The 22,178-nt window shown below is 63.9% G+C and carries 25 protein-coding genes; 13 read left to right on the forward strand and 12 right to left on the reverse strand.

The features are described from left to right. Positions 1 to 128: 128 nt before the first annotated feature. Both H1S03_RS00270 and xseA read left to right on the forward strand, forming a co-directional pair. Entirely contained in the window at positions 129 to 722 is a 594-nt protein-coding gene (locus H1S03_RS00270) for an OsmC family protein (protein WP_185802650.1), read from the forward strand. A gap of 84 nt (positions 723 to 806) precedes the next feature. Continuing rightward, complete coding sequence (xseA, locus tag H1S03_RS00275; protein WP_185802651.1) at positions 807 to 2,393, forward strand: exodeoxyribonuclease VII large subunit; 1,587 nt, start codon at positions 807 to 809, stop codon at positions 2,391 to 2,393. On the opposite strand, the gene H1S03_RS00280 is transcribed toward xseA, so the two are convergent. Genes H1S03_RS00280 through H1S03_RS00295 form a run of 4 tightly spaced genes read right to left on the reverse strand, consistent with a single transcriptional unit; the run spans position 2,390 to position 5,851 of the window. Beyond that, positions 2,390 to 2,779 carry a dsRNA-binding motif domain-containing protein gene (locus H1S03_RS00280; RefSeq protein ID WP_185802652.1) on the reverse strand — a complete coding sequence of 130 codons (390 nt, stop codon included), beginning with the start codon at positions 2,777 to 2,779 and terminating at the stop codon, positions 2,390 to 2,392. The genes xseA and H1S03_RS00280 overlap by 4 nt on opposite strands. Continuing rightward, on the reverse strand, positions 2,776 to 4,908 hold the full coding sequence (locus tag H1S03_RS00285) for a thioredoxin domain-containing protein (RefSeq protein WP_185802653.1): 2,133 nt from the start codon (positions 4,906 to 4,908) through the stop codon (positions 2,776 to 2,778). Before H1S03_RS00285 ends, H1S03_RS00280 begins: the two co-directional genes overlap by 4 nt. Beyond that, on the reverse strand, positions 4,908 to 5,345 hold the full coding sequence (locus H1S03_RS00290; RefSeq protein ID WP_185802654.1) for a hypothetical protein: 438 nt from the start codon (positions 5,343 to 5,345) through the stop codon (positions 4,908 to 4,910). The genes H1S03_RS00285 and H1S03_RS00290 overlap by 1 nt, the downstream gene beginning before the upstream one ends. 44 nt (positions 5,346 to 5,389) lie before the next feature. Beyond that, positions 5,390 to 5,851, reverse strand: coding sequence for a hypothetical protein (locus tag H1S03_RS00295; protein ID WP_185802655.1), 462 nt, complete (start codon positions 5,849 to 5,851; stop codon positions 5,390 to 5,392). 139 nt (positions 5,852 to 5,990) lie between these two features. On the opposite strand from H1S03_RS00295, the gene H1S03_RS00300 reads away from it, so the two are divergent. Continuing rightward, a complete protein-coding gene (locus tag H1S03_RS00300; protein WP_185802656.1) occupies positions 5,991 to 7,682 on the forward strand; it encodes an NAD(P)H-dependent oxidoreductase subunit E in 1,692 nt (563 codons plus the stop codon). 60 nt (positions 7,683 to 7,742) lie between these two features. Here the strand turns inward: H1S03_RS00300 and H1S03_RS00305 are convergent, their stop codons facing one another. Next, entirely contained in the window at positions 7,743 to 8,924 is a 1,182-nt protein-coding gene (locus H1S03_RS00305; RefSeq protein WP_185802657.1) for a MalY/PatB family protein, read from the reverse strand. A 112-nt stretch (positions 8,925 to 9,036) separates the two neighbouring features. On the opposite strand from H1S03_RS00305, the gene def (H1S03_RS00310) reads away from it, so the two are divergent. Continuing rightward, on the forward strand, positions 9,037 to 9,549 hold the full coding sequence (def, locus tag H1S03_RS00310; protein WP_166193056.1) for a peptide deformylase: 513 nt from the start codon (positions 9,037 to 9,039) through the stop codon (positions 9,547 to 9,549). Then, the gene (gene def, locus H1S03_RS00315) at positions 9,549 to 10,052 is read left to right on the forward strand and encodes a peptide deformylase (RefSeq protein ID WP_166193052.1); all 504 of its coding nucleotides are present in this window, start codon (positions 9,549 to 9,551) and stop codon (positions 10,050 to 10,052) included. Before def (H1S03_RS00310) ends, def (H1S03_RS00315) begins: the two co-directional genes overlap by 1 nt. A gap of 47 nt (positions 10,053 to 10,099) precedes the next feature. Here the strand turns inward: def (H1S03_RS00315) and H1S03_RS00320 are convergent, their stop codons facing one another. Beyond that, positions 10,100 to 10,849: an MBL fold metallo-hydrolase gene (locus H1S03_RS00320; RefSeq protein WP_185802658.1), complete on the reverse strand. Its 750-nt coding sequence runs from the start codon at positions 10,847 to 10,849 to the stop codon at positions 10,100 to 10,102. A 130-nt stretch (positions 10,850 to 10,979) separates the two neighbouring features. On the opposite strand from H1S03_RS00320, the gene fmt reads away from it, so the two are divergent. Then, complete coding sequence (fmt, locus tag H1S03_RS00325) at positions 10,980 to 11,891, forward strand: methionyl-tRNA formyltransferase (protein ID WP_185802659.1); 912 nt, start codon at positions 10,980 to 10,982, stop codon at positions 11,889 to 11,891. Between the two features lies 1 nt (position 11,892). Beyond that, entirely contained in the window at positions 11,893 to 12,171 is a 279-nt protein-coding gene (locus tag H1S03_RS00330; RefSeq protein ID WP_185802660.1) for a hypothetical protein, read from the forward strand. A gap of 1 nt (position 12,172) precedes the next feature. Here H1S03_RS00330 and H1S03_RS00335 read toward each other — a convergent pair whose 3' ends face one another. The 6 genes from H1S03_RS00335 to H1S03_RS00360 form a co-directional block, all read right to left on the reverse strand. Then, complete coding sequence (locus H1S03_RS00335; RefSeq protein WP_166193043.1) at positions 12,173 to 12,793, reverse strand: trimeric intracellular cation channel family protein; 621 nt, start codon at positions 12,791 to 12,793, stop codon at positions 12,173 to 12,175. A gap of 75 nt (positions 12,794 to 12,868) precedes the next feature. After that, positions 12,869 to 13,324, reverse strand: a complete 456-nt coding sequence (rnhA, locus tag H1S03_RS00340) for a ribonuclease HI (RefSeq protein WP_185802661.1) — start codon at positions 13,322 to 13,324, stop codon at positions 12,869 to 12,871. Continuing rightward, positions 13,317 to 14,345, reverse strand: a complete 1,029-nt coding sequence (locus tag H1S03_RS00345; RefSeq protein ID WP_221892546.1) for a GFA family protein — start codon at positions 14,343 to 14,345, stop codon at positions 13,317 to 13,319. Before H1S03_RS00345 ends, rnhA begins: the two co-directional genes overlap by 8 nt. Then, positions 14,342 to 14,791 carry a DUF3429 domain-containing protein gene (locus tag H1S03_RS00350; protein ID WP_166193034.1) on the reverse strand — a complete coding sequence of 150 codons (450 nt, stop codon included), beginning with the start codon at positions 14,789 to 14,791 and terminating at the stop codon, positions 14,342 to 14,344. Before H1S03_RS00350 ends, H1S03_RS00345 begins: the two co-directional genes overlap by 4 nt. Before the next feature lie 483 nt (positions 14,792 to 15,274). Then, complete coding sequence (ispH, locus tag H1S03_RS00355; RefSeq protein ID WP_430700868.1) at positions 15,275 to 16,222, reverse strand: 4-hydroxy-3-methylbut-2-enyl diphosphate reductase; 948 nt, start codon at positions 16,220 to 16,222, stop codon at positions 15,275 to 15,277. A 62-nt stretch (positions 16,223 to 16,284) separates the two neighbouring features. Continuing rightward, a complete protein-coding gene (locus tag H1S03_RS00360) occupies positions 16,285 to 16,833 on the reverse strand; it encodes a LabA-like NYN domain-containing protein (protein ID WP_185802664.1) in 549 nt (182 codons plus the stop codon). 121 nt (positions 16,834 to 16,954) lie between these two features. Here H1S03_RS00360 and folK point away from each other — a divergent pair, with 121 nt between their 5' ends. The 6 genes from folK (at position 16,955) to acpS (ending at position 22,144) form a co-directional block, all read left to right on the forward strand. Next, the gene (gene folK, locus H1S03_RS00365) at positions 16,955 to 17,506 is read left to right on the forward strand and encodes a 2-amino-4-hydroxy-6-hydroxymethyldihydropteridine diphosphokinase (RefSeq protein ID WP_185803045.1); all 552 of its coding nucleotides are present in this window, start codon (positions 16,955 to 16,957) and stop codon (positions 17,504 to 17,506) included. 94 nt (positions 17,507 to 17,600) lie between these two features. Next, positions 17,601 to 17,954 (forward strand): DNA-directed RNA polymerase subunit omega, encoded by a 354-nt coding sequence (gene rpoZ, locus H1S03_RS00370; protein WP_166193025.1) that lies wholly within the window; start codon positions 17,601 to 17,603, stop codon positions 17,952 to 17,954. Positions 17,955 to 17,972: 18 nt separating this feature from the next. Next, positions 17,973 to 20,147, forward strand: a complete 2,175-nt coding sequence (locus tag H1S03_RS00375) for a RelA/SpoT family protein (protein WP_185802665.1) — start codon at positions 17,973 to 17,975, stop codon at positions 20,145 to 20,147. A 54-nt stretch (positions 20,148 to 20,201) separates the two neighbouring features. Further along, positions 20,202 to 20,852 carry a DUF2062 domain-containing protein gene (locus H1S03_RS00380; RefSeq protein ID WP_185803046.1) on the forward strand — a complete coding sequence of 217 codons (651 nt, stop codon included), beginning with the start codon at positions 20,202 to 20,204 and terminating at the stop codon, positions 20,850 to 20,852. 25 nt (positions 20,853 to 20,877) lie between these two features. After that, positions 20,878 to 21,618 carry a pyridoxine 5'-phosphate synthase gene (locus tag H1S03_RS00385; protein ID WP_185802666.1) on the forward strand — a complete coding sequence of 247 codons (741 nt, stop codon included), beginning with the start codon at positions 20,878 to 20,880 and terminating at the stop codon, positions 21,616 to 21,618. Between the two features lie 94 nt (positions 21,619 to 21,712). Continuing rightward, complete coding sequence (gene acpS, locus H1S03_RS00390; protein WP_166193016.1) at positions 21,713 to 22,144, forward strand: holo-ACP synthase; 432 nt, start codon at positions 21,713 to 21,715, stop codon at positions 22,142 to 22,144. Positions 22,145 to 22,178: the final 34 nt, after the last annotated feature.

Raw genomic sequence — 22,178 nt, forward strand, 5'->3', positions numbered from 1 at the left:
TTCGTGGCATCAATGACCCCTTGAACTGATGCGCAAGGACCGCTTGAGTGGGGCCGCAGCCTGTTCAGGCTGACATTCAACCGGTCAGACACCAACAACAACAACAGCCGGATCCAAGGGGAAGAGACATGAGCGATACCAAGGAATTTCACGTCGGTGAACTGTCCGCCAAGATGCCCGAGCCCACGCAATACGAACCCAGCCCCTTCAAGAAGGGCCGTCCGCCCGAGCCGCTTCAGTTTGAGGTCAACATGACGGCGGAGGCGCATGACCGGCAGAAGAAATCAGGCTCGGTTCAGGTGAACATTCCGGGATTTTCCCCCGTCAAACTGTATTGCGACGAACAGGTTCCCGTCGGAGACGACACCGCGCCGCCCCCATTGGCGTTTTTCTGCGCCGGCATCGGGTTCTGCCTGATGACGCACCTGACCGACATCTACACGGCGCGCAAGATCAAGATCAAATCCATGAAGATCGAGCAGAAGGTGCGGTTCGAGACGAATCTCAGCAACATGCGCGAACTGGGTCACACCACCGATGGCAAGACATTGGGGATCGAGACGCATGTCCTGATCGACAGCGATGAGCCGCAGGAGCGAATCAAGGATCTGATGGATGAGGCTGAAAACGCCTGCATGGCGCATTTCGCGCTGCGCAATCCGATCCCGTGGCAATCGCGCCTGATCCACAACGGTGAGGAACTGCTGAACCGCGAAGGGTGATCGGCATCTTGCCCCGTGCAGCCGGGTAGGATCGCTGCGCGTTCTGCTCTTTTCACACCTGCCCAAAACGCTATGGTCCGGGTCATGAGTGATCTTTTCGACGATGATGAACCGGGGGCCGGCGGCAATGCGCCGACGGTCACGATTTCCGAACTGAGCGGTGCGGTGAAGCGCGCCATCGAGGGCGGTTTCGGCCATGTGCGGGTGCGCGCGGAGGTGGGGCGCGTGTCCCGCCCCCGCTCGGGCCATGTTTATCTCGACCTCAAGGATGACCGCGCGGTTCTGGCCTCCGTCATCTGGAAGGGGGTGGCCAGCAAGCTGCGCACCCAGCCGGAGGAGGGGATGGAGGTCATCGTCACCGGCAGGCTGACGACCTTTGCCGGGCAGTCACGCTATCAGATGGTGATCGAAAGCCTCGCCCCCGCCGGGATCGGCGCGTTGATGGCGATGCTGGAAAAACGCCGCACGGCGCTGGCCGCCGAGGGGCTGTTCGATGCGGAGCGCAAGCGCCCGATCCCCTTCCTGCCCAAGGTCATCGGCGTTGTCACGTCCCCCTCCGGCGCCGTGATTCGTGACATTCTGCACCGCCTGCGCGACCGGTTCCCGCGAGAGGTCCTGGTCTGGCCCGTCGCCGTGCAGGGGGAGCGGTGCGCCGAACAGGTCGCTGCGGCGATCCGGGGGTTCAACGCCCTGCAACCCGGTGGCCCGGTGCCGCGCCCGGATCTGCTGATCGTCGCACGGGGCGGCGGCTCGCTGGAGGATCTGTGGGGGTTCAATGAGGAAATCGTGGTGCGTGCCGCTGCCGACAGCGAGATCCCCCTGATCTCCGCCGTCGGGCATGAGACGGACACGACCCTGATCGACCACGCTGCGGATCGTCGCGCCCCGACACCGACCGCAGCGGCGGAGATGGCCGTGCCGGTCCGGGCCGAATTGCGCGCGGCGCTGGCGCAACTGGACGAACGGCGCGTTGGAGGCATGTCGCGAATGCTGCGCGACCGCAGTGACCGGATCCGGGCCAATGCGCGCGCTCTGCCGCGTCCACAGGCCCTGGTTTCCGAACGGCGGCAAAGGCTGGACATGGTGGGTGACAAACTGCCCGCCGCACTGGGCCGCACGGCGGATCGCAAGCGGCTGGCCCTGACGTGGGCCGGCGCGGCGCTGGACCCGGCACGTCTGACCGCCCGATTGGCCGAGCCGCGCGTGACGCTGCGCAAACTGTCGCTGAGCCGTGCCCTGCAAGGGCGGATAGAGCGGGCGCAAAACGCCCTTTCAAAGCACCGTCTAGACCCCACCGTTCTAAGCCGAAGTGTCACGCAGCATCGCGAAAGGTTGACGGCACGGACCGACCGCCTGACCCGTGCCGCGGCCCGCGACCTGCCCGATCGCAGGGCGGCGCTCGCCTCACTGAGCCGTACGCTTGAGACGCTGAGCTATGAAAAAACGCTGGAGCGCGGCTATGCCGTCGTCTGGCGCGATGGTGAGCTGGTCAAGGATGGCAACAGGCTGACCCCCGGCGACCGTCTGACCATCGCGTTCGCGGGCAAGGTCACGACCCCGGTTCTGGTCGAGGGCGAAGCACCGCCCCAGCCGATGCCGGAGTCGAAACCGAAGCCACGGACAAAACCGCGTCCGCCCAAGACTGACGGCGGGCAAGGCAGTCTGTTCTAGACCGTTCCCGCCGGGTCGCAGATCACCGGATCGTCGTTGATGTCCGACAGGTCCAACAGCGTGTTACTGCTCAGGCTGGTGATGCGCATCTTCAGGCTGCCATCGGGAAACCGGAAGGTGGACCAGCAGTGCAGCGTCGGGCTGTCCTCATACTCGAAACACAAGGCGGAGCCGCGCACGCTCACCTCACCATACAGGCATTTGCCGCTGGCGCTGCGCAGGAAAACTTCGGTGCGCGACAGGAACTGTTCGCGCCCCATCTCGCGGCCCTGCGCCGAATATTCCAGAACCCGCCCCTCAACCAGATCGAGCACGCTTTCAGGATCCACGATCTGCTGCGCGGCTAGGGGGGTGGCAATCAATAGGGCGGCGAGGGTGCGGATCATGGCAAGCGGAACTCCACCGTGACAGGCAATAGGCATTCGGAAGTGGAACATGCCTGCCAGGATAGGGTCACCCCGTGCGTGTCGCCCGCAATGGGCAGGGTCAGATGCCCTGCCCATACGGGCTTGCCATCCTGTATCGCGGCCTCGGGCCACGTCACGCGCGCCCCGTCTATGCGCAGAGGCGTCAGGTCATCCTGCCCGTCGGCGGCGAGGGTCCAGTCCTGCGCGATCTCGAAGATCAGCTCGTAGCCTTCGTCCGCCGGATGCAGCCGCACATATACCGGCCCGATCCGGCGGGCCCAGTCCGATGTTCCCTCGGCCAGGATTCTGGCCGCCCGCAATGTGTCGAGCCGGGCGAGTGGCATCTCCGCCATTCTGCCCGATATCGCGTCGCGCAGGGCGCGCGCGCGGGCATCGCGCTGCGGATCCGGCGCGGCCTCGGCCAGCAGGGCCAGCAGTTCCAGTGCAGACCCTTCGCCCGAGGGCGTCGCGCCGTCCTCCGTTTCCAGAACGGCTCCCAGCGGCCCATCGGTGCTGAGTGCAAGCCGTGCATCAAGGGTAAAGCGATCGAGGATCAGGTCTGCGATCACCTGTGCCACGTCTATCCGACCCAGCGCAAAGGCGCCCAGACCCAGCCACGCATAATCCGACAGGTTCGCCTCCTCCCGCCGCCGTCCGTCCATGTCGAGCCGGGCCAGCGCCCCAACCGGGCCCAGGCGTTCGAGCACGGCATCGAAGGCCCGTCCGGCTGCATCCATCCAGTCCGGCCGGTCGAAGGCCACTGCCGCCTCCGCCATCGCGCGGATCATCAAGCCGTTCCAGCCGCCGATGACCTTCTCATCGCGCAGGGGGCGCGGACGCGCGTCGCGCCGGATGCGCAGATCGTCCAGCGCTGCATCCAGCCGCGCGATGTCCTGCACCTCGCCGCGCAGATGGGCCACCGGACCTGCCTCCAGCGTCGCAGCCTCGCGCAGGCCCAACGTTTCGATCACCCAGTCATCCGCGATTTCAGCCGGGGGCCAGACGTAGAACGCGCCTTCCTCCAGCTTGCCCAGATCGTTCAGACTGTCGGCATCCTCCGCCGAATAGAACGCGCCGTCCGGCGCAGTCATGTCGCGCAGGACATAGCTGATGCAACGGGCGACGGCGCGGCGCATCATCGGATCGTCGCTCACTTGCCAGCCCTGCACCAGCGCACGGGTCATCAGCGCCTGATTATACAGCATCTTCTCGAAATGCGGGGTGCGCCAGTTCACATCGACGGTATAGCGATGGAATCCGCCGCCGATCTGGTCGTGGATGCCGCCCGCGACCATCGCGGAGAGGCTGTTTCTGGCCATGTCGCGCGCCCCGGCGTCCCCGGTGCGCCGCCAGTGATCCAGCAGAAACAGCAGGTGCCCCTCCTGCGGGAATTGTGTCCCGTGGGAAAACCCGCCCTCAACCGGATTGTAGCTGCGCACCAGATCGGTCAGCGCGGCTGCGGGGGCCTGATCCAGTGCTGCGGGCGGGGCTGTCTGGGCGGGAATGCGCTGCATCGCCTCGCTCAGCTGATCGGCGACACTGGCAAACTGGCTGCGCTGCGCGCCCAGCCAGCCTTGGGTGATCGCGCCCAGAACCTGCATGAACTGTGGTTTCGGGAAATAGGTGCCGGTGTGGAAGGGCCTGCCGTCGGGCATCAACCACAGCGAGTTCGGCCACCCGGCGTGGCGGTGTTGCAGCATGGTGGCCAGGATATAGACCTGATCGACATCGGGGCGCTGCTCCCGGTCCAGCTTTACAGGGATGAACCCGGTGTTGAGCAGGGCGGCGACCTGCTCATCATCGAAACTTTCCTCCTCCATCACGTGGCACCAGTGGCAGGTGGCATATCCTACGGACAGGAAGATCGGCAGATCGCGGGCCGCGGCCTCGGCCAGGGCTTCCGCGCCCCAGGGTCGCCAGTCCACCGGGTTGTGGGCGTGCTGCACCAGATAGGGCGAGGCCTCGGCGATCAGGCGATTGGTATAGCGGGGGGCGTCGCCATCCATCAGATGCGTGCGCGGCGTATAGTCGGAGCCGCGCGCGGCCAGCGCCGCATCCAGTTCCGCCTGCAAGGCCGCGTCGCGGGTGCTGCCGGGAGGAATCGCCATCAGGAGGTCACCGCAGCACCGCAGGCGAAACCGCCCTCAACGATGGTGCCATGTTGCAGTGTGTCCGGGATCGGCGTGCCGTCCGTATCGACCGAGGGGAAGGCGAGCCGCCCCTCACCCAAGTCCAGATGCCGGGCACAGACCAGCGATCCGGGCCATGCGAAACAGTAGACCGCATCCTTGAACGTCCACCGCCCGTCCTGACAATTGCCGAACGCATCCTCATAGCGGACGGATTGCCCATCGGGCAGATAGAATTCGCGGCCGATATAACTCCCGTCAATGGAGTAATGCACCGAATTTCCCAGCGCTCGCTCCAGCCATTCGGCACGGGGGATGTCACGCGGTTCGGCAGGGCCATCCTCCTGCGCGGTCAGGGGCGCCACCGACAGGCAGAGCGAGAACAGGACCATCAGGCAAGGCGAAAACAGACGCATCGAAAACTCCGTCAAATGGATATGTGGGTATGTTCGGGGGGCCCTCAACTTGTAACCGCGGGCCCGCAGGACAGGGGAACGGTGGCGATCCGCTCAACCCTTTGCGGCAGGTCGCCCTTGGGGGTCCCGTCCGGATCGACGGCGAGGATCAGGGTCTCCTCGTTCCGATCCACATGGCGAAAGCACGACAGCGATAAAGGCCATAGGAAGCAATAGGCCGAGGCCTCCTCACGATAGAACCACTCCCCCTCCATGCAGGTGCCATCGACATGCTGAAACACGACACCTTGCCCGTCCGGGGCGTAGTACTCGCGCCCGAACGCGGTCCCGTCGATGGTGTAGTAGACGGTGCGGCCCAAAGTGCGATCCATCCATTCGTCCAAAGGTATGTCGCGCAGGGCGGGGGCCTTGGGCGCAGGTTCGACCTGCTGGGCGGTCGCGGGGCCGAGTGTCGCGATCATCACAGCCGCCATTGTGCAGATCACCGCTCGATACGAAACCGCCATGTCGTCCTCTCCCCCTTGAACCGCCGCTTTTGCGCTGTCCTGTATAACTATGGCGGCTTACTCTGTTTGCGACAATGCAGGGCTGCGAAATAGCGGATGATCGAAAATCTGGCCGCGAAAAACCGGGGGAGGTGGGGCGATGGCGTCGCTCGACAAACGTAAGGGTGTCTGGAAATCGGGGCGCGGCAAGGGGCGGCGCACGCCCAAGGGCCGGCAATACGAGGATCAGGCCCTGGCCGAGGTTCAGGCCCTGCTGGCGGATGCCCCCCGTCGTGCCGACCTGCTGATCGAGTTTCTGCATTTGATTCAGGATACTTACGGCCATCTGTCCGCCGCGCATCTGCGCGCGTTGGCCGAGGAACTGCGCATGGCGCAGGCGGAGGTCTACGAGGTCGCCACCTTCTACGCTCATTTCGACGTGGTAAAGGAGGGGGAGGTTCCGCCCCCCGCCCTGACCATCCGGGTCTGCGACAGCCTGTCCTGCGAACTGGCCGGGGCGCAGGCGTTGATGGCGGCCTTGCAGGACGGGCTGGATGCATCGCAAGTCCGCGTCCTGCGTGCGCCCTGCATGGGCCGCTGCGATGCCGCGCCTGTGCTGGAGCTGGGCCATGCGCATATCGAACACGCGACCTTGGAAAAGGCCGAGGCAGCTATCGCCGCCGGTGCGACCCACCCGACCATTCCCGAATACGAAGGGTTCGACACCTACCGCGCGGCGGGCGGCTACGACACGCTGATGACCTTGCGCAACGGGGCAAAGACCCCCGATCAGGTGCAGGAGGAGATCCTCGCCTCCGGCCTGCGCGGCATGGGCGGCGCGGGCTTTCCCTCGGGTCGCAAATGGTCCTTTGTGCGTGCAGCACAGGGGCCGCGTTATCTGGCGGTCAACGGCGATGAGGGGGAGCCGGGAACCTTCAAGGATCGCTACGTGCTCGAACGCACGCCGCACAGCTTCCTCGAAGGAATGCTGATCGCCGCCTGGGCGGTGGAGGCTACGACCTGCTATATCTACATGCGCGACGAATACCCCGCCGTGCTGCATATCCTGGCCGAGGAAATCGCTGCGCTCGAACAGGCGGGTCTGGTGGCACCGGGCTATATCGACCTGCGTCGCGGTGCGGGCGCCTATATCTGCGGCGAGGAATCCGCGATGATCGAGAGCATCGAGGGCAAGCGCGGCCTCCCCCGGCACCGCCCGCCCTATGTGGCTCAGGTCGGCATCTTCGACCGCCCGACGCTGGTGCACAATGTCGAGACGTTGCACTGGATCGCGCGCATCTGCCGTGAGGGGGCAGGGGTCTTCGCCGATCACGGTATCAATGGTCGCAAGGGGCTGCGCGCCTACTCCGTCTCGGGCCGCGTTGCCGTTCCCGGTGTCTATATCGTCGAGGCGGGCCATACCATCGCGCAACTCATAGACTTGGCCGGCGGCATGGCCGAGGGGCACGAATTTTATGCCTATCAACCGGGCGGTCCGTCCTCCGGCCTGCTGCCGGCGCATATGAACGACATCCCGCTGGATTTCGACACGCTACAGGATCACGACACGTTCATCGGCTCCGCCGCTGTGGTGGTTCTGGGGCACCGGGACAGGGCGCGCGATGCCGCCCTGAACATGCTGCGGTTTTTCGAGGATGAAAGCTGCGGGCAATGCACCCCCTGCCGCGTCGGTTGCGAAAAGGCGGTGAAGCTGATGCAGGCGGAGAGCTGGGACCGGACCCTGCTCGAAGACCTGTCCGCCCTGATGGTCGATGCCAGCATCTGCGGTCTGGGACAGGCCGCCGCGAATCCGATCCGGCTGGTGATGAAACACTTCCCGCAGGAAGTCTAACCCGGTTTCACTCTCCCGAAATATCCCCGCCGGAGGCATCCGACAGGGATTTCCTGCACATCACTGAAGGTCAGAAAACGCTTTCTGAATCCGCTCCACCGCCTCGACCACCCGCGCGCGGGGGGTGGCGACGTTGAAGCGCAGGAAGGTCTCCCCACCCTTGCCGAAACTGTCGCCATGGTTCGGGGCGACCTTCGCCTCATCCTGAACCCGGCGCTGGACCTCCGCGGCTTCCATTCCGGTCCCGGCGAAATCGACCCAGCACAAATAGGTGGAATCGAGCGGCATCGCCTGCACGCCGGGAATGGCGCTGAGGCCTTCCTCCAGAATGCGGCGGTTCCCGTCGATATAGCCGATCAGCGCGTCCAGCCAGTCGTCACCCTGCGAATAGGCCGCCGTGGTCATCAGCATTCCGAACCGGTTGGGTGAGGCACCCGCCGCCAGATGCACCTTCGCGAACTTCGCCCGCATCTCGTCATCCGCGATGACGACGTTTCCGGTCATGCCGCCAGCGAGGTTAAATGTCTTGGACGCCGCTGTCAGCGTGATCAGCCTGTCCGACAATTCCGGCATCAGGTTGGCGAGGACATGGTGCTTTTGCCCGGCGAACACCAGATCGTGGTGGATCTCGTCGCACAGCAGGATCAGGTCGTTTTCGACGCAGAACGCCGCGATGGCGCGCAGTTCCGCCTCGGTCCAGACGGTGCCGCCGGGATTGTGGGGGGAGCACAGGATGACCATCGACACCCCGTCGACCTGCGCTTTCGCTTTTTCCAGATCAATGGAGTAGCGGCCATCCACGACGTCCATCTGACATTCCACGACCTTGCGATCGTTCGCTCCGATCATCTTGGCAAAGGCATGATAGACCGGCGTGAACAGCATGATACCGTCGCCCTTCTGGGTGAAGGCCTGCAGGCATAGCCCGACACCTGCGACCAGCCCGTGCGTGGTGGACAGCCATGCCGGGTCCACGTCCCAGTCGTGCCGCCGCTTCATCCAGCCGGTTATGGCGGCGGCATAGTCCGAGGGGTCGCCGTAATAGCCGTGGATACCGTGCTGCACCGCCTGCGCCAGCGCATCGTTGACGGCTTGCGGCGGCCGGAAGTCCATGTCCGCCACCCACATCGAGATGCCGTCCTCAGCGGGGACGCCGTACAGCGCCTCCATCGCGTCCCACTTGACGGAGTGGGTGCCACGGCGGTCGATGATTTCGTCGAATGTGCTGGGGTCGATGGTCATGGGGCAGGCTCCTTCTGGCTCGACCACAGACTAGGCACAGGGCGGGCGGGGGCAAGTCCGCTTTTGTACCAGCCGATTGCACCTTTGTGCCGCTTCGCCTACATGATTCGGCATGATTAGACCGATCCTTATCCACCCCGACCCCCGCTTGAAGAAGGTCGTCCCGCCGCTCGCCGATTCCTCGGACGCGCTGCGCAAACTTGCGGACGATATGCTGGAGACGATGTATGACGCGCCGGGCATCGGCCTCGCCGCACCGCAGGTCGGTGTGCTGAACCGGATGTTCGTCATGGATTGCGCCGACGCCGAGGACGAACCGAACCCGATCGTCATGCTCAACCCCCAGATCGTCGCCGCGTCGGATGCGCTTGGCGTTTATGAGGAAGGTTGCCTGTCGATCCCCGACATCTATGCCGAGGTGACACGCCCGGCCGAGGTGACGATGCGCTGGCTAGACCTGAACGGAAACGAGCAGCAGGCCGATTTTGATGGGTTGAGCGCCACCTGCGCGCAGCATGAACTGGACCATCTGGATGGCAAGCTGTTCATCGACTACCTCAGCACGGTCAAACGCTCGATGATTACCAACAAGATGAAAAAGCTGAAAAGGGCGCGGGCCTCCTGATGGCGCGACGCCCGTTTCTGCAATGGCCCGACAAACGTCTGCGCACGGTCGCCACCCCGGTGGAGGCGATTACGGATGAGGTGCGCGCGATCTGGGATGATATGCTCGACAGCATGTATGCGATGCCGGGGGTCGGTTTGGCCGCGCCGCAGATAGGGCAAATGCAGGCATTGGCCGTGGTGGACTGTTCCCCCGGAATGGATCAGCCGGTGCGCATGGCCAATCCGCGCGTGCTGCACGCGTCCGGCCAGATGCGTGAGCATGAGGAGGCATCACCGAACCTGCCCGGCCTGTCCGCCACGATTTCCCGGCCCCGCGCCGTTACGGTGGCCTTCATGGATGAGAGTGGTGCCGAGGTGGAGCGTGATTTCGTGGCCCTGTGGGCGACCTCGGTGCAACATCAGATCGACCACCTGAATGGCAAGGTGTTCGTCGATCGCCTGGGCCCGGTGAAGCGCAAGATGTTGCTGGCCAAGCACCTCAAGGCGAAACGGCGGGGCTGACCCCGCCGTTTCCCTAAATCGTTTCCTTGAATCGCGGCGCTGCCGGATCAGCCGTACCAGTTGCCGCGCAACACATTGGCATGGTCACCAACCATCGCGGTGAACGCGTCGATATCGCTTTCGCCGTAATGGTAGGGGAAAACATAGGTCGGGCTGAAGGCCATGACCGCATCTGCCGCTGCGTCGATATCCATCGTGTAGGGCAGATTCATCGGCAGGAACGCGATGTCGATATCCTGCAGGGCCCGCATCTCCGGCGTATCCTCGGTGTCGCCTGCGATATAGACACGCGTGCCGAAGATATCCAGGATATAGCCGTTGTCGCGCCCCTCGGGGTGATATTCCAGACGGTCCTCGGTCATGTTGTAGGCCGGGATCGCGAAGATATCGTATTCTCCGGCCAGTGTGACGTCGCCATTGTCCATAACCTCGGCACGGGTCTGGAACTCCTCCAACCCGTCATACACAACCTGATTGGTGATAAAGACGGTTTTCGGGGTCGCCACGCCGCGCAGGGTCGCCATATCGAAATGGTCGCCATGGTGGTGGGTAATCAGGATCAGATCGGGCGCCGGCTTGTCCGCGTAGAGCGCTGGCTCACCGACCGGATCGACATAGATCACCATGCCCGGCACTTCCATCACGAATGAGGCGTGGTTGATCGGATGCACCTGAATGGGGCCGCCATCCGTATCGAACGAGAAGGGGCTGGAATGCGCCTCAGCGAATGCGCCGAAGGGCAGGAAGGTCGCACCGCTCAGCGCGGCGGAGGTGATGAGGAACTTGCGTCTATCCATGATGGTACTCCTGTTTTTAGGTTTCCGCGTGTAAGATAGCGCGGAAAACGAGCCTGTCGCGGGTTGCGAGCCTTACCCGATCGGTGACAAGACGTCATTTTGATGTGTTCGGGTTGAGTGAGGGAACGCTATGCGACTTGTTTTCATGGGAACTCCGGAATTTTCCGTCACCGTTCTGGACGCGTTGATTGATGCGGGTCACGAAATCGTGTCTGTCTATACTCAGCCCCCCCGGCCTGCGGGGCGGGGAAAGAAGGATCGTCCGACGCCCGTTCACCTGGCGGCGGAGGCGATGGGACTCGACGTGCGCCACCCGCGCAGTCTGCGGGGGCAGGAGGAGCGTGAGGCCTTCGCGGATCTGAATGCCGATGCCGCCGTTGTCGTGGCCTATGGCCTGATCCTGCCTCAGGCGGTGCTGAATGCGCCGCGTCTGGGATGCTTCAACATCCATGCCTCACTGCTGCCGCGCTGGCGCGGGGCCGCGCCGATCCAGCGGGCGATCATGGCGGGCGATGCCGAAAGCGGTGTGTGCATCATGCAGATGGAGGCAGGTCTGGACACCGGCCCGGTCCTGATGCGTGAGGCGACACCGCTGACGCCGCACGATACCGCCGCGACCCTGCACGACCGTCTGGCCGATATCGGCGCGCGTCTGATGGTGGATGCGCTGGCCCGGCTGCCGGACCTGACGCCCGCACCGCAACCCGAGGACGGCGTGACCTATGCCGCGAAGATCGACAAGGCCGAGGCCCGCATCGACTGGACCCGCCCCGCCATCGAGGTCGATCGGCAAATTCGCGGTCTGTCCCCCTTTCCCGGTGCCTGGACGACGCATGGGGGCAAACGCCTGAAATTGCACCTGAGCGTGTTGACCGATGGTCACGGTTCACCGGGCACCGCGCTGGACGATGCGCTGACCATCGCCTGCGGCGACGGGGCGGTCCGTCTGATCCGGTTGCAACGTGAGGGGCGCGGCGTGCAGGATGCGGATGAATTCCTGCGCGGACATCCTATATGTACCGCTGACAGATTGGGAGAATGACATGGGCTTCTTCGCCTTTTTCGGATCGATGATGCTGGGCGGAATCGTCGGATATGCGGCGGAGCGTCTGGGCTTCACGCATAACGGCTACCTGCCCTCCATCGTCATTGCGTTGGGCGGTGTCGTGCTGTTCTTCATGGTCCGTGTGATGTTCGGCATCAGCTTTGGCAGTCACGGGTTGAACGCGATCATCTCCGCCGCTGGGGCGCTGATCCTCATCCCGACGGAGGCCGCGACCCGCGCCCGGTCACGCAGCCGCACACGCAACCGGCGCAGATAGGCTACATGCGCGGCGGTCGGGAGCGATAGACCGGCGCGCGCCAGCCAAGCGCGAGCGATCCCGCCCGGATGAAAAAGGTCAGCCCCGCACAGGCCAGCGCGGAGAAGAGCGCGTTGCCCGTCGCCCAGAAGACCACCACGTCGATCGCCGCCCCGGCCAATGCCGCCGTGGCGTAAAGGTCCCGTGCCTTGAGGACCAGCGGCACCTCGTTGCACACCACATCGCGGGCCAACCCGCCAATACATGCCGTGACCATTCCCATGATCAACAGGACCGGCCAGTCGAACTCCATCCTCCGCGCCACCGCGACACCCACCGGCACGGCAACCGCCACGGCCAGCGCGTCCAGCCAGTAGAGCGCCTTTAGCCGGCTTTCCAGCATGTGGGCCGTAAAGAACACGAAGATCGCGGCCACCATCGCCACGGCGACATAGCGCGGATCAGCGATCCAGAACACGGCCTCTCGGTTCAGCAGGACGTCGCGAGCGGTCCCCCCGCCCATCGCCGTGAGGCAGGCAACGAATACGAAGCCCACCACATCCAGTTGCGCGCGGCTGGCCGTCAACGCCCCGGTCAGGGCAAAGATGAACACGGCCAGCAGATCGAGAACGACGACCAGCATGTCATGGCACCCGTGGCGCGGGACAGGCGAGGATGCCTCCGGCGGGGATATTTCGGGAAAGTGAATTGGGCACTGTCATTTCGGTTTGAAGGGCTCCATCCCCGCGCGGGCCAGTTCATCGGCGCGCTCGTTTTCCGGGTGGCCGGCGTGGCCCTTGACCCATTCCCATGAAACCTGATGGCGCTGCTGTGCGGCGTCCAGACGTTTCCACAGCTCCTCGTTCTTCACGGGTTTTTTCGCCGCTGTCTTCCATCCATTGCGTTTCCAGCCGTGGATCCACTTGGTCAGGCCATCCTTGACGTAGGACGAGTCCGTGACGATCGTGACCTCGGTCGGGCGGCCCAGCGTTTCCAGCGCGCTGATCGCGGCCATCAGTTCCATTCGGTTGTTGGTGGTCTGCGCATCGCCGCCGCTGAGTTCGCGTTCCTTGACGACCTTGTCGCCCTGCTTTGCCTGCATCAGCACGCCCCAGCCACCGGGGCCGGGATTGCCCGAGCACGCGCCGTCGGTATAAGCGAAGAATTCAGCCACGGGTCGCCTCCACATACAGGTTCGCGGTCGGTGTGCCGTCGAAGCTGACACCCTCACCCCGGGTCAGGGCGGTTACTTCGAAGCCGCCGTGGTCCAGCCTGCGGCTCAGTTCCGTTTCGGTATAGTAGGTGTAGAGACGGCCCTGCGGATCACGTGCGGCGCCCTCACCCTCCTTCAGGCCAAGATATAGCCGCCCGCCGGGGACCATCGCGTCATAGATGCGGCGCAGATGATCCGGCATCCGATCACGCGGCGCGTGCATCAGGCTGAAGAACGCCCAAACCGCATCGAAGCTGGCCTTCTCGACCAGTTCACCGAAGCTGACGAGCTCTACCTCGACGCCGTGGCGCTGCTTTGCCTGTTCCGCCAGTCCACGCGATCCGTCCATGGCGCGGGCGGCGAACCCGCGCTGACGCATCTGCGCGGTGGCCCAGCCGACCCCGCAGCCCAGATCGAGGAGTCGCGATCCCGGCGTGAGGGTGTCGAGCCATGCGCTCAACCTGGGATGAGGTTCCTCCCGTTCGGAATAGTCCGCATAGCGCGCGGCGTTGTCGTCATAAAAGGCGAGAGTTTGCCCGCGCCGCCAATCGCTCCACGCTGCGCGCAGGGCCTCGTGATCCTGAGGCTGACCGGGATATGTCGGCACGTCCGCAATCAAAGGCACCCAGGGCAGGGCCGAATCCGTCCAAAGCTCCGCCCGTGGCATCAGGTCGTGACCGGGGTCCAGCGTACCGGCCTTGAGCGACAGGAAATCGCCCCCCTCCGCCCGGCGGTTCATCAGGCGGGTGCCACAGGTGGGGCAGAAATCGCGGATCACCTTGCGACCGCTGGCGGCGACGTCGTTCCATTGCGACATTTCACCGGTCCACACTATATCACCGGGCGCCACGTAAAGGGACAACCCGAAGGCCGAACCGCTTTGCCGCTGGCAATCGGTGCAATGGCAGCGGGCGAAGCCCAGCGGCTCGCCGTGGATTTCGTAGCGTATGGCGCCACACTGGCACCCTCCGGTCAGGCTCATGCGAACGCTCCGATCAGCAGGCATATGGAAACGACGACGGTCAGCGGGATGCGCAGGCTCAACCACCACCACACCACGACGGCGCGGCGGGCGAACCAGCATTCGATCAGCAGCAATCCTGCAAAGGCATAGGTCAGGATCAGGCACGACGTCGCATCGTCCGCGACGAAGAAGAAGACGAACAGCGGGGGCAGCACGCTTGCCCCCAGTTCCATCCAACCCGGTTTGCGCCCGTGGCGAGAGGCGAACCCCCACAGGCATCCCGACATGAAGCACACGATTACGGTGCCATAGAGTGCCAGCAGCGCCCGCCCGTCCGCAGCCGTTCCACCAAATCGCCCGATCCGGGGCAGAAATTCAGGCAACGCCACGCTCATCGCCCCGGCAAGAAAGGGGATCAGCCCGGCCAGCGCAAGAATGAGCGCGGGCCTTGGAATGTCGTTCATGTCTTGCCTCCCACTGTCAGCCCCTTCGCTACACGCCCCCCCGGGCGTGGACAAGAGCGGCCGCCGCAGGATCGCGATCTGCACGGTGGCCACACGATGGCTGCAAGTGACTGAAAGTGATGGCTTCGGGGCATTCCCCCTCGCTGCACGTGAACGGCATTCTTGCCGGACATCCTTCCGAAAATACTGCCCAACGCTCCCCAGCCTGGCCAGTTTTGCGGACGTGACAACGTCCTTTCGACCTGCACCCGGTGCTCCCCAGCGCCGATCCCCTGTGCGGTCGTTGCAGGCGACCCCTCGCCTGTGCAGCATCAACCGCGGGGGGGCGATTTCGTTGCAGGTAAGATAGTTTCAATCTTTCTTAATTTGTGTGAATCTCTGGAGAAGAGCTTCAGAGCCGCACCTGTTTGCAATTGTCATCAGGGCATCCGCACCTGTGACGGGCACAATGAGGGACCGGCTTCGCGCAGGCTGGTCGAGCGGTCAGGCGGCGCTCTCGCGCAGGACGCGGGGCACCTTGAACTCCACGTTTTCCTGTGCCGTCTCCACCACTTCGACGGTCACGTCGTAGCGGGCGCGAAAGGCGTCGATCACCTCATCTATCAGCACCTGCGGCGCACTGGCCCCGGCGGTAATGCCCAATGCGGTGATGCCGTCCAGGGCACGCCAGTCGATCTCCACCGCGCGCTGGACCAGTTGCGAATAGGCGCAACCGGCGCGGGCTCCGACCTCGACCAAACGGCGCGAGTTCGAGGAATTGGGCGCGCCGATCACCAGCAGGGCGTCCACCCTGGGGGCGACGGCCTTCACGGCCTCCTGCCGGTTGGTGGTGGCGTAGCAGATGTCCTCCTTGTGCGGGCCGATGATATCGGGGAATCGCGCGTTCAGCGCCTGCACGATTTCCAGCGTGTCATCCACGCTCAACGTGGTCTGCGTGATATAGGCCAGCCGCCCCGCGTCACGTGGGGTCAGTCCGGCGACGTCCGCAGGGGTTTCGACCAGCAGAACCTCACCGGGGGGCAGTTGGCCCATGGTGCCGATGGTCTCAGGATGGCCGGCATGGCCGATCATCACCATCTGAAGGCCGTTGGCATGGTGGCGCTCCGCCTCGATATGCACCTTGCTGACCAGGGGGCAGGTGGCATCGACGTAGAGCATCTGCCGCGCGGCGGCGGCCTCTGGCACGCTCTTGGGAACGCCGTGCGCCGAGAAGATGACGGGGCGATCCAGCGGACATTCGTCCAGCTCCTCGACGAAGATCGCGCCCTTGTCGCGCAATTCGTCCACCACGTATTTGTTGTGCACGATTTCATGCCGCACATAGACGGGCGCGCCCCATTTTTCGAGCGCCATCTCCACGATCTTGATCGCGCGGTCCACACCGGCGCAGAAACCGCGCGGCGCGGCGAGGTAGATTTTCAGGGGCGGCATCGGCTTCTCCGTCATTCGCTCGGCTACATATAGCGTGCCGTGGCGGTCAGATAAACCGGGGGTCAGTCCTCGGGGCGGGGATCGCGGGGGGGGCGGCCGATCACGTCCTTGAGTTCCTCCAACTCGATGAAGTTGTCCGCCTGCCGGCGCAACTCATCCGCGATCATAGGCGGTTGCGAGCGGATGGTGGACACCACCGACACCCGCACGCCCTGCCGTTGGATGCCCGCGACCAGCGGCCGGAAATCGCCATCGCCCGAAAACAGGACCATGTGATCGATATGCGGCGCCATTTCCATCGCATCGACAGTCAATTCGATGTCCATGTTGCCCTTTACCTTACGTCGGCCCATGGAGTCGGTGAATTCCTTCGCCGGTTTCGTGACCATCATGAATCCGTTGTAGTTCAGCCAGTCCACCAGCGGCCGGATGGGGGAATATTCGTCATTTTCCAGCAATGCGGTGTAGTAGAAGGCGCGCAGCAGCTTTCCCCGGCGCATGAATTCAGTGCGCAACAGCTTGTAATCAATGTCAAAACCCAGGGCCTTCGACGCGGCATAAAGGTTCGCGCCATCAATGAACAAGGCGAGCTTTTCATCGCGATAAAACATTTTCTCTCCAATCCGATAGGCGTGTCCGCGTGAAAAATCCGGGCGGACGACTTGTGCAATATGCACACACTATGAAAAAGGGGTTGACCTGCAAAGACATATTGGAAGGGAGAGCGCCGTGATGCATCTGATCGCCCTCGGCGCCAATCTTTCCGGTCCGTTGGGCACCCCCGCGCAGACGCTGAACCGCGCCATGGATCAGGTTCAGGCCGCAGGTTTGCGCGTGACCGCGTGCAGCCCCACCTACACCACACCCGCATGGCCCGCCGGTTCCGGCCCGGATTTCGCAAATGCGGCACTGTGCGCCGAATCCATCCGGTCGCCCTATCAGGTTCTGGACATCCTGCACGGGATCGAGGCCGAGCTGGGCCGTGTGCGCGGGCGCCGGTGGGGCACGCGGATCTGTGATCTGGATCTGTTGGGCAGCGATGATTTGATCCTGCCGGATCGGGCGGAGGTTCAGAGGTGGATGGACCTTGATACGGCGAACGCACCGCCACCGGTTCCGACGGGTCTGATCCTGCCACATCCGCGCCTGCATGAACGCGCATTCGTCCTGGTTCCGTTGGCCGATGTGGCGCCCGACTGGGTGCATCCGCTGACCGGTCATACGGTGGCGCAGATGTGTGCGGCGCTGCCTGCGGATGCGCGCAGCGCCATACGTCGCGTCTGACCCGGAAATTTGGCCTTTCACCCGCCTTGCATCCCGCCCCGGCGCGCGTTACATGCATGTTTTCCCCGACCACGAAATCAGTGGAGGCCACCCCATGGCACGCGTTACAGTCGAAGATTGCGTAGACAAGGTTCCCAACCGGTTCGAGCTGGTCATGCTGGCCGCCCACCGCGCGCGTGAGCTGAGCACCGGCGCACCGCTGACCGTCGATCGCGACAACGACAAGAACCCGGTCGTCGCCCTGCGTGAGATCGCGGATGAGACCCTGACCGCCAACAAGCTGCGTGAGCAGGCGATCGAGTATTACCAGCGCCAGATCGAGGTGGACGAGCCCGAGGAAGATCAAATGGCTCTGCTGATGGGCGATGGCGGCGACAAGCCCACCGAGGACGACATGTCCGAGGAATCGCTGCTGCGCGCCCTGATGGAAGCGCAAGGCGAGAAATGATCACGATGAGAGGGCATCATGGCTGACGGCAGCACCGAAGGCCGCTCTCTCTTCCAGCCTGCTGCGGCGGACCTCGCCGCGCGGGCACGTGAATACAACCCGAACTCCAATTCCGCCCTGATCGAGGCCGCCTATGCCTATGCGCAGAATGCCCATTCCGATCAGCGCCGCCGCTCGGGCGAGGCGTATTTCACGCATCCCCTTGCCGTGGCGGAAATGCTGGTGAACCAGCAACTCGACGATGCCACCATCGTTACGGCCCTGCTGCACGACACGGTTGAGGATACAGGCTCCACCCATCAGGAGGTGACGCGCCTGTTCGGGCAGGAAATCGCCGATCTGGTCAATGGCGTGACCAAGCTGACCAAGCTGGAGCTTTCCTCCGCCGAAACGAAGCAGGCGGAGAACTTCCACAAGCTGCTGATGGCCGTGGCAAAGGACCTGCGGGTTCTGTTGGTCAAGCTGGCCGACCGCCTGCACAACATGCGCACCATCCGCCACATGCGTCCGGCAAAGCAGAAGCAAAAGGCGCAGGAGACCATGGACATCTACGCGCCGCTCGCCGGGCGGATGGGGATGCAGTCCATGCGTGAGGAGTTGGAGGATCTCAGCTTCCGCGTGCTTCAGCCCGAGGCGCGATCCTCGGTCATTCGCCGTTTCATCACGCTGAAATACGAAACCGGTGAGATCATTCCCAAGATCACCGACGATATCGAGAAGGCGCTGGCGCAGGCCGGCATCCCCGCCCAGGTCACGGGGCGTGAGAAGCGCCCCTTCTCGATCTGGCGCAAGCTCAACGACAAGAACGACCCCGAGGGCGATTTCTACCGCCTCTCCGACATCTTCGGATTTCGGATCATCGTGCAGAGCGAGGAAGACTGCTATCGCGCGCTGGGTGTGGTTCACCGCCGCTGGAACGCCGTGCCGGGGCGGTTCAAGGATTATATCTCGCAACCGAAATCCAATGGCTACCGGTCGATCCACACGACGGTTTCCGGCCGCTCCGCCCGGCGGGTCGAAATGCAGATCCGCACGCGTGAGATGCATGACGTCAACGAAAGCGGTGTCGCCGCCCACTGGACCTATCGCGACGGTGTGCGGTTCGAGAATCCGTTCGCGGCCGACCCCTTGGCCTGGCTCAAGGACCTCAGCGAGGGGTTGGCCAACTCCGACAATCCGTCCGAGTTTCTGGAGCACGCCAAGCTGGAGATGTTTCAGGATCAGGTGTTTTGCTTCACCCCCAAGGGCAAGGTGGTCAAGCTGCCGCGCGGGGCTACTCCACTGGATTTCGCCTATGCGATCCACACCAATCTGGGCAATTCCTGCGTCGGTGCGAAGGTGGACAACCGGCGCGTGCCGCTATTTACCCGCCTGCGCAATGGCCAATCGGTGACGATCATTTCCGCACCGGGGCAGAAACCGCAGGCCAGTTGGGCCGAACTGGTGGTGACGGGCCGGGCCAAGACCGCGATCCGCCGCCACGCAAAGGAAGAGGAGCGCGAGGCCCAGATCCGTCTGGGACAGGAATTCGCCCGCGTAGCCTTCGCCAAGGTTGGCAAGAAGGCCACGGACAAGGCGCTCGACACCGCGGCGGAGAGGCTGAATATCCAGGGCGGCTCCGACGAATTGCTGCGCGCACTGGGCGCGACCGACCTGTCGGGCGATGCGGTGGTTGCGGTGCTGTATTCCGAACTGGTCGATATCGGTCCCGAGGAGCGTGGAGGCGCCGATGGCGTCATCGGACTGGATCCCGGTCAGGCCGCGCGCGCGGCGCTGTGCTGCGAACCCTTGCCGGGTGAACGGATCGTTGGCATCACGTTTCGCGGGCAGGGGGTGGAGGTTCACGCCATCGACTGCCCCCGGCTGGGCGAATACGAGGAACAGCCCGAACGTTGGGTCGATCTGAAATGGGGGGTGGGCGAAAGCCTCGGCACCCATTCGGCCCGCCTGTCGATCACCATGGCGAACGATGCCGGGGTGCTGGGGCGTTTGTGCTCACTTGTGGGGGAACATAACGCCAATATCTCGGATGTGCGCATCGTTGATCCGAAACCGGATTTCTACGTTGTGGAATTCCGTGTCGATGTGCGGGATCTAAAGCACCTTTCGCGGATCGAGACGGCGATCAAGGCCGATTCGGCGGTGACAGATGTTCTGCGTCAGCGTAACCCGGGGGTCAGGCAATCCGCCTGAAACGGCCTTTGCCGACATCCGCGAAACCCCTGACCGAGGACAGGCGACATCATGGTGTTCAAGCGCAGAAAACCGCTGAGCATCCTGCAATGGGTGCGTGAGGGCATCCTGCCCCGCGCAGGTTGGCGACGGGTTGTCGAATACCTCGTCCACCGGCTGCGCCGCCTGCCGGACAGTCCGCACAAGATATCGCTGGGAATAGCCTGCGGGGTCTTTACGTCGTTTTCTCCGTTCTTCGGGCTGCACATCATCGTTGCGATGGGGCTCGCGTGGATATTGCGCGGCAATGTCCTCGCCTCGGCCATCGGCACGTTTTTCGGCAATCCCATCACGTTTCCATTTATCGCCTATATCTCGCTGGAGGTCGGACGCTGGTTGACCGGGGCGGGGGGGACCAGTGATTTCGGCGTCATCGCCCGATCCTTCGCAAATGCGGCAGAGGGGGTCTGGCTGACGACCAAGAGCTTCTTCGGCTACGGGCCGTCCTCCTGGGACAGGCTGGCCGCGTTTTTCTACGATCTTTTCCTGCCCTACCTGATCGGCGGGATCATACCGGGATTGATCGGCGGCGTGCTGGCCTATTACCTCAGCCGACCGCTGGTGCGGGCCTATCAGACCCGCCGGCGTGAGAAGAAGCTGAAACGGATCGCCGCACGCACCGCGGCGAAACAGCGTATCGCAAACGTCAACCAGCAGACCGACTGACATCAGATTATCGTAAGGAGCGATCATGCAGGACGACCGCCTCAGACTGGGAATCAACATCGACCACGTGGCCACCGTGCGCAATGCCCGGGGCGGCTACGTTCCCGATCCGCTTCGCGCCGCGAAGCTGGCCGAGCGGGCCGGTGCCGACGGTATCACCGCGCATCTGCGAGAGGATCGACGCCATATCCGGGACGCCGATATTGACGCTCTTGTCGCGGAACTCAGCGTGCCACTGAACTTCGAGATGGCCGCGACCGATGAGATGCACGCCATCGCCCTGCGTCACAAGCCGCACGCAATCTGCCTGGTGCCTGAGCGGCGCGAGGAACGCACGACCGAGGGCGGGCTGGAGGTCGCGGGCGATACCGAGCGTCTGGCCGCCTTTATCGCTCCGCTGGCCGAACATAGCCGCGTCTCGCTGTTCGTGGCCGCCGACCCGACGCAGATCGAGGCCGCGTCCCGCGTCGGTGCCGCCGTGGTCGAGATTCACACAGGCGCCTATTGCGATGCCCATAACGAGGGCCGGTTCGAGGATCGCGACTTCGAGCTTGCCCGCATTCGCAACGCCGCCGAACAGGCACATGCGGCAGGGTTGGAGGTTCACGCCGGTCACGGTCTGGCGTTCGACACGGTCGGTCCCATCGCCGCGATCCCCGAAATGCGGGAGCTGAATATCGGGCATTTCCTGATCGGTGAGGCGATCTTTCTGGGCCTCGAAGGGGCCATCGGTCATATGCGCCGCCTGATGGACGCCGCACGGTGAGCGGTGCCTTGCCGCCTGCGCCGGGTGGGTTCTCTCGCTCGCCAATCGGGCGGGACAGTGCATCTGCCGCGCACACCCAGGTTCGTGTGCGCTTATGATCCTGGGCATTGGCACCGATCTGGCGAATATCGAACGGATCGCCGGTACGATCGAGCGGTTCGGTGATCGGTTCCTGAACCGCTGCTACACCGATGTCGAACGGGCCAGATCCGAACGGATCGCCAATCGCGTGGAAAGCTATGCGAAGCGTTGGGCAGCCAAGGAAGCGTGCTCCAAGGCCTTGGGCACCGGCCTGCGCATGGGCATCGCATGGCGCGATATGGAGGTGCGAAACCTGCGCACCGGCCAGCCCACCATGCGCGTGACCGGCTGGGCGGCGGATCGGCTGGAAACCATGGTTCCACCGGGGTTCGAGCCGTTCATCCACGTGACCCTGACCGACGATCACCCCTGGGCCAGCGCCTTTGTCGTGATCGAGGCGCGACCGATGGAACGCCCAGTCTCAGTTGACATTCCGGGGGCTTAGCGCAAAAACCGCACAAGCGTCAAAACCAGTAAGG

Origin of the sequence: Pontivivens nitratireducens, from assembly GCF_014235845.1 — a bacterium.
Classification (GTDB): Bacteria; Pseudomonadota; Alphaproteobacteria; order Rhodobacterales; family Rhodobacteraceae; genus Pontivivens; species Pontivivens nitratireducens.

Coding starts and splice junctions, on each gene's coding strand:
- H1S03_RS00270 (WP_185802650.1), top strand. CDS start 129: ATGAGCGATACCAAGGAATTTCACGTCGGTGAACTGTCCGCCAAGATG.
- xseA (WP_185802651.1), top strand. CDS start 807: ATGAGTGATCTTTTCGACGATGATGAACCGGGGGCCGGCGGCAATGCG.
- H1S03_RS00280 (WP_185802652.1), bottom strand. CDS start 2,779: ATGATCCGCACCCTCGCCGCCCTATTGATTGCCACCCCCCTAGCCGCG.
- H1S03_RS00285 (WP_185802653.1), bottom strand. CDS start 4,908: ATGGCGATTCCTCCCGGCAGCACCCGCGACGCGGCCTTGCAGGCGGAA.
- H1S03_RS00290 (WP_185802654.1), bottom strand. CDS start 5,345: ATGCGTCTGTTTTCGCCTTGCCTGATGGTCCTGTTCTCGCTCTGCCTG.
- H1S03_RS00295 (WP_185802655.1), bottom strand. CDS start 5,851: ATGGCGGTTTCGTATCGAGCGGTGATCTGCACAATGGCGGCTGTGATG.
- H1S03_RS00300 (WP_185802656.1), top strand. CDS start 5,991: ATGGCGTCGCTCGACAAACGTAAGGGTGTCTGGAAATCGGGGCGCGGC.
- H1S03_RS00305 (WP_185802657.1), bottom strand. CDS start 8,924: ATGACCATCGACCCCAGCACATTCGACGAAATCATCGACCGCCGTGGC.
- def (WP_166193056.1), top strand. CDS start 9,037: ATGATTAGACCGATCCTTATCCACCCCGACCCCCGCTTGAAGAAGGTC.
- def (WP_166193052.1), top strand. CDS start 9,549: ATGGCGCGACGCCCGTTTCTGCAATGGCCCGACAAACGTCTGCGCACG.
- H1S03_RS00320 (WP_185802658.1), bottom strand. CDS start 10,849: ATGGATAGACGCAAGTTCCTCATCACCTCCGCCGCGCTGAGCGGTGCG.
- fmt (WP_185802659.1), top strand. CDS start 10,980: ATGCGACTTGTTTTCATGGGAACTCCGGAATTTTCCGTCACCGTTCTG.
- H1S03_RS00330 (WP_185802660.1), top strand. CDS start 11,893: ATGGGCTTCTTCGCCTTTTTCGGATCGATGATGCTGGGCGGAATCGTC.
- H1S03_RS00335 (WP_166193043.1), bottom strand. CDS start 12,793: ATGCTGGTCGTCGTTCTCGATCTGCTGGCCGTGTTCATCTTTGCCCTG.
- H1S03_RS00345 (WP_221892546.1), bottom strand. CDS start 14,345: ATGAGCCTGACCGGAGGGTGCCAGTGTGGCGCCATACGCTACGAAATC.
- H1S03_RS00350 (WP_166193034.1), bottom strand. CDS start 14,791: ATGAACGACATTCCAAGGCCCGCGCTCATTCTTGCGCTGGCCGGGCTG.
- ispH (WP_430700868.1), bottom strand. CDS start 16,222: ATGCCGCCCCTGAAAATCTACCTCGCCGCGCCGCGCGGTTTCTGCGCC.
- H1S03_RS00360 (WP_185802664.1), bottom strand. CDS start 16,833: ATGTTTTATCGCGATGAAAAGCTCGCCTTGTTCATTGATGGCGCGAAC.
- folK (WP_185803045.1), top strand. CDS start 16,955: ATGCATCTGATCGCCCTCGGCGCCAATCTTTCCGGTCCGTTGGGCACC.
- rpoZ (WP_166193025.1), top strand. CDS start 17,601: ATGGCACGCGTTACAGTCGAAGATTGCGTAGACAAGGTTCCCAACCGG.
- H1S03_RS00375 (WP_185802665.1), top strand. CDS start 17,973: ATGGCTGACGGCAGCACCGAAGGCCGCTCTCTCTTCCAGCCTGCTGCG.
- H1S03_RS00385 (WP_185802666.1), top strand. CDS start 20,878: ATGCAGGACGACCGCCTCAGACTGGGAATCAACATCGACCACGTGGCC.
- acpS (WP_166193016.1), top strand. CDS start 21,713: ATGATCCTGGGCATTGGCACCGATCTGGCGAATATCGAACGGATCGCC.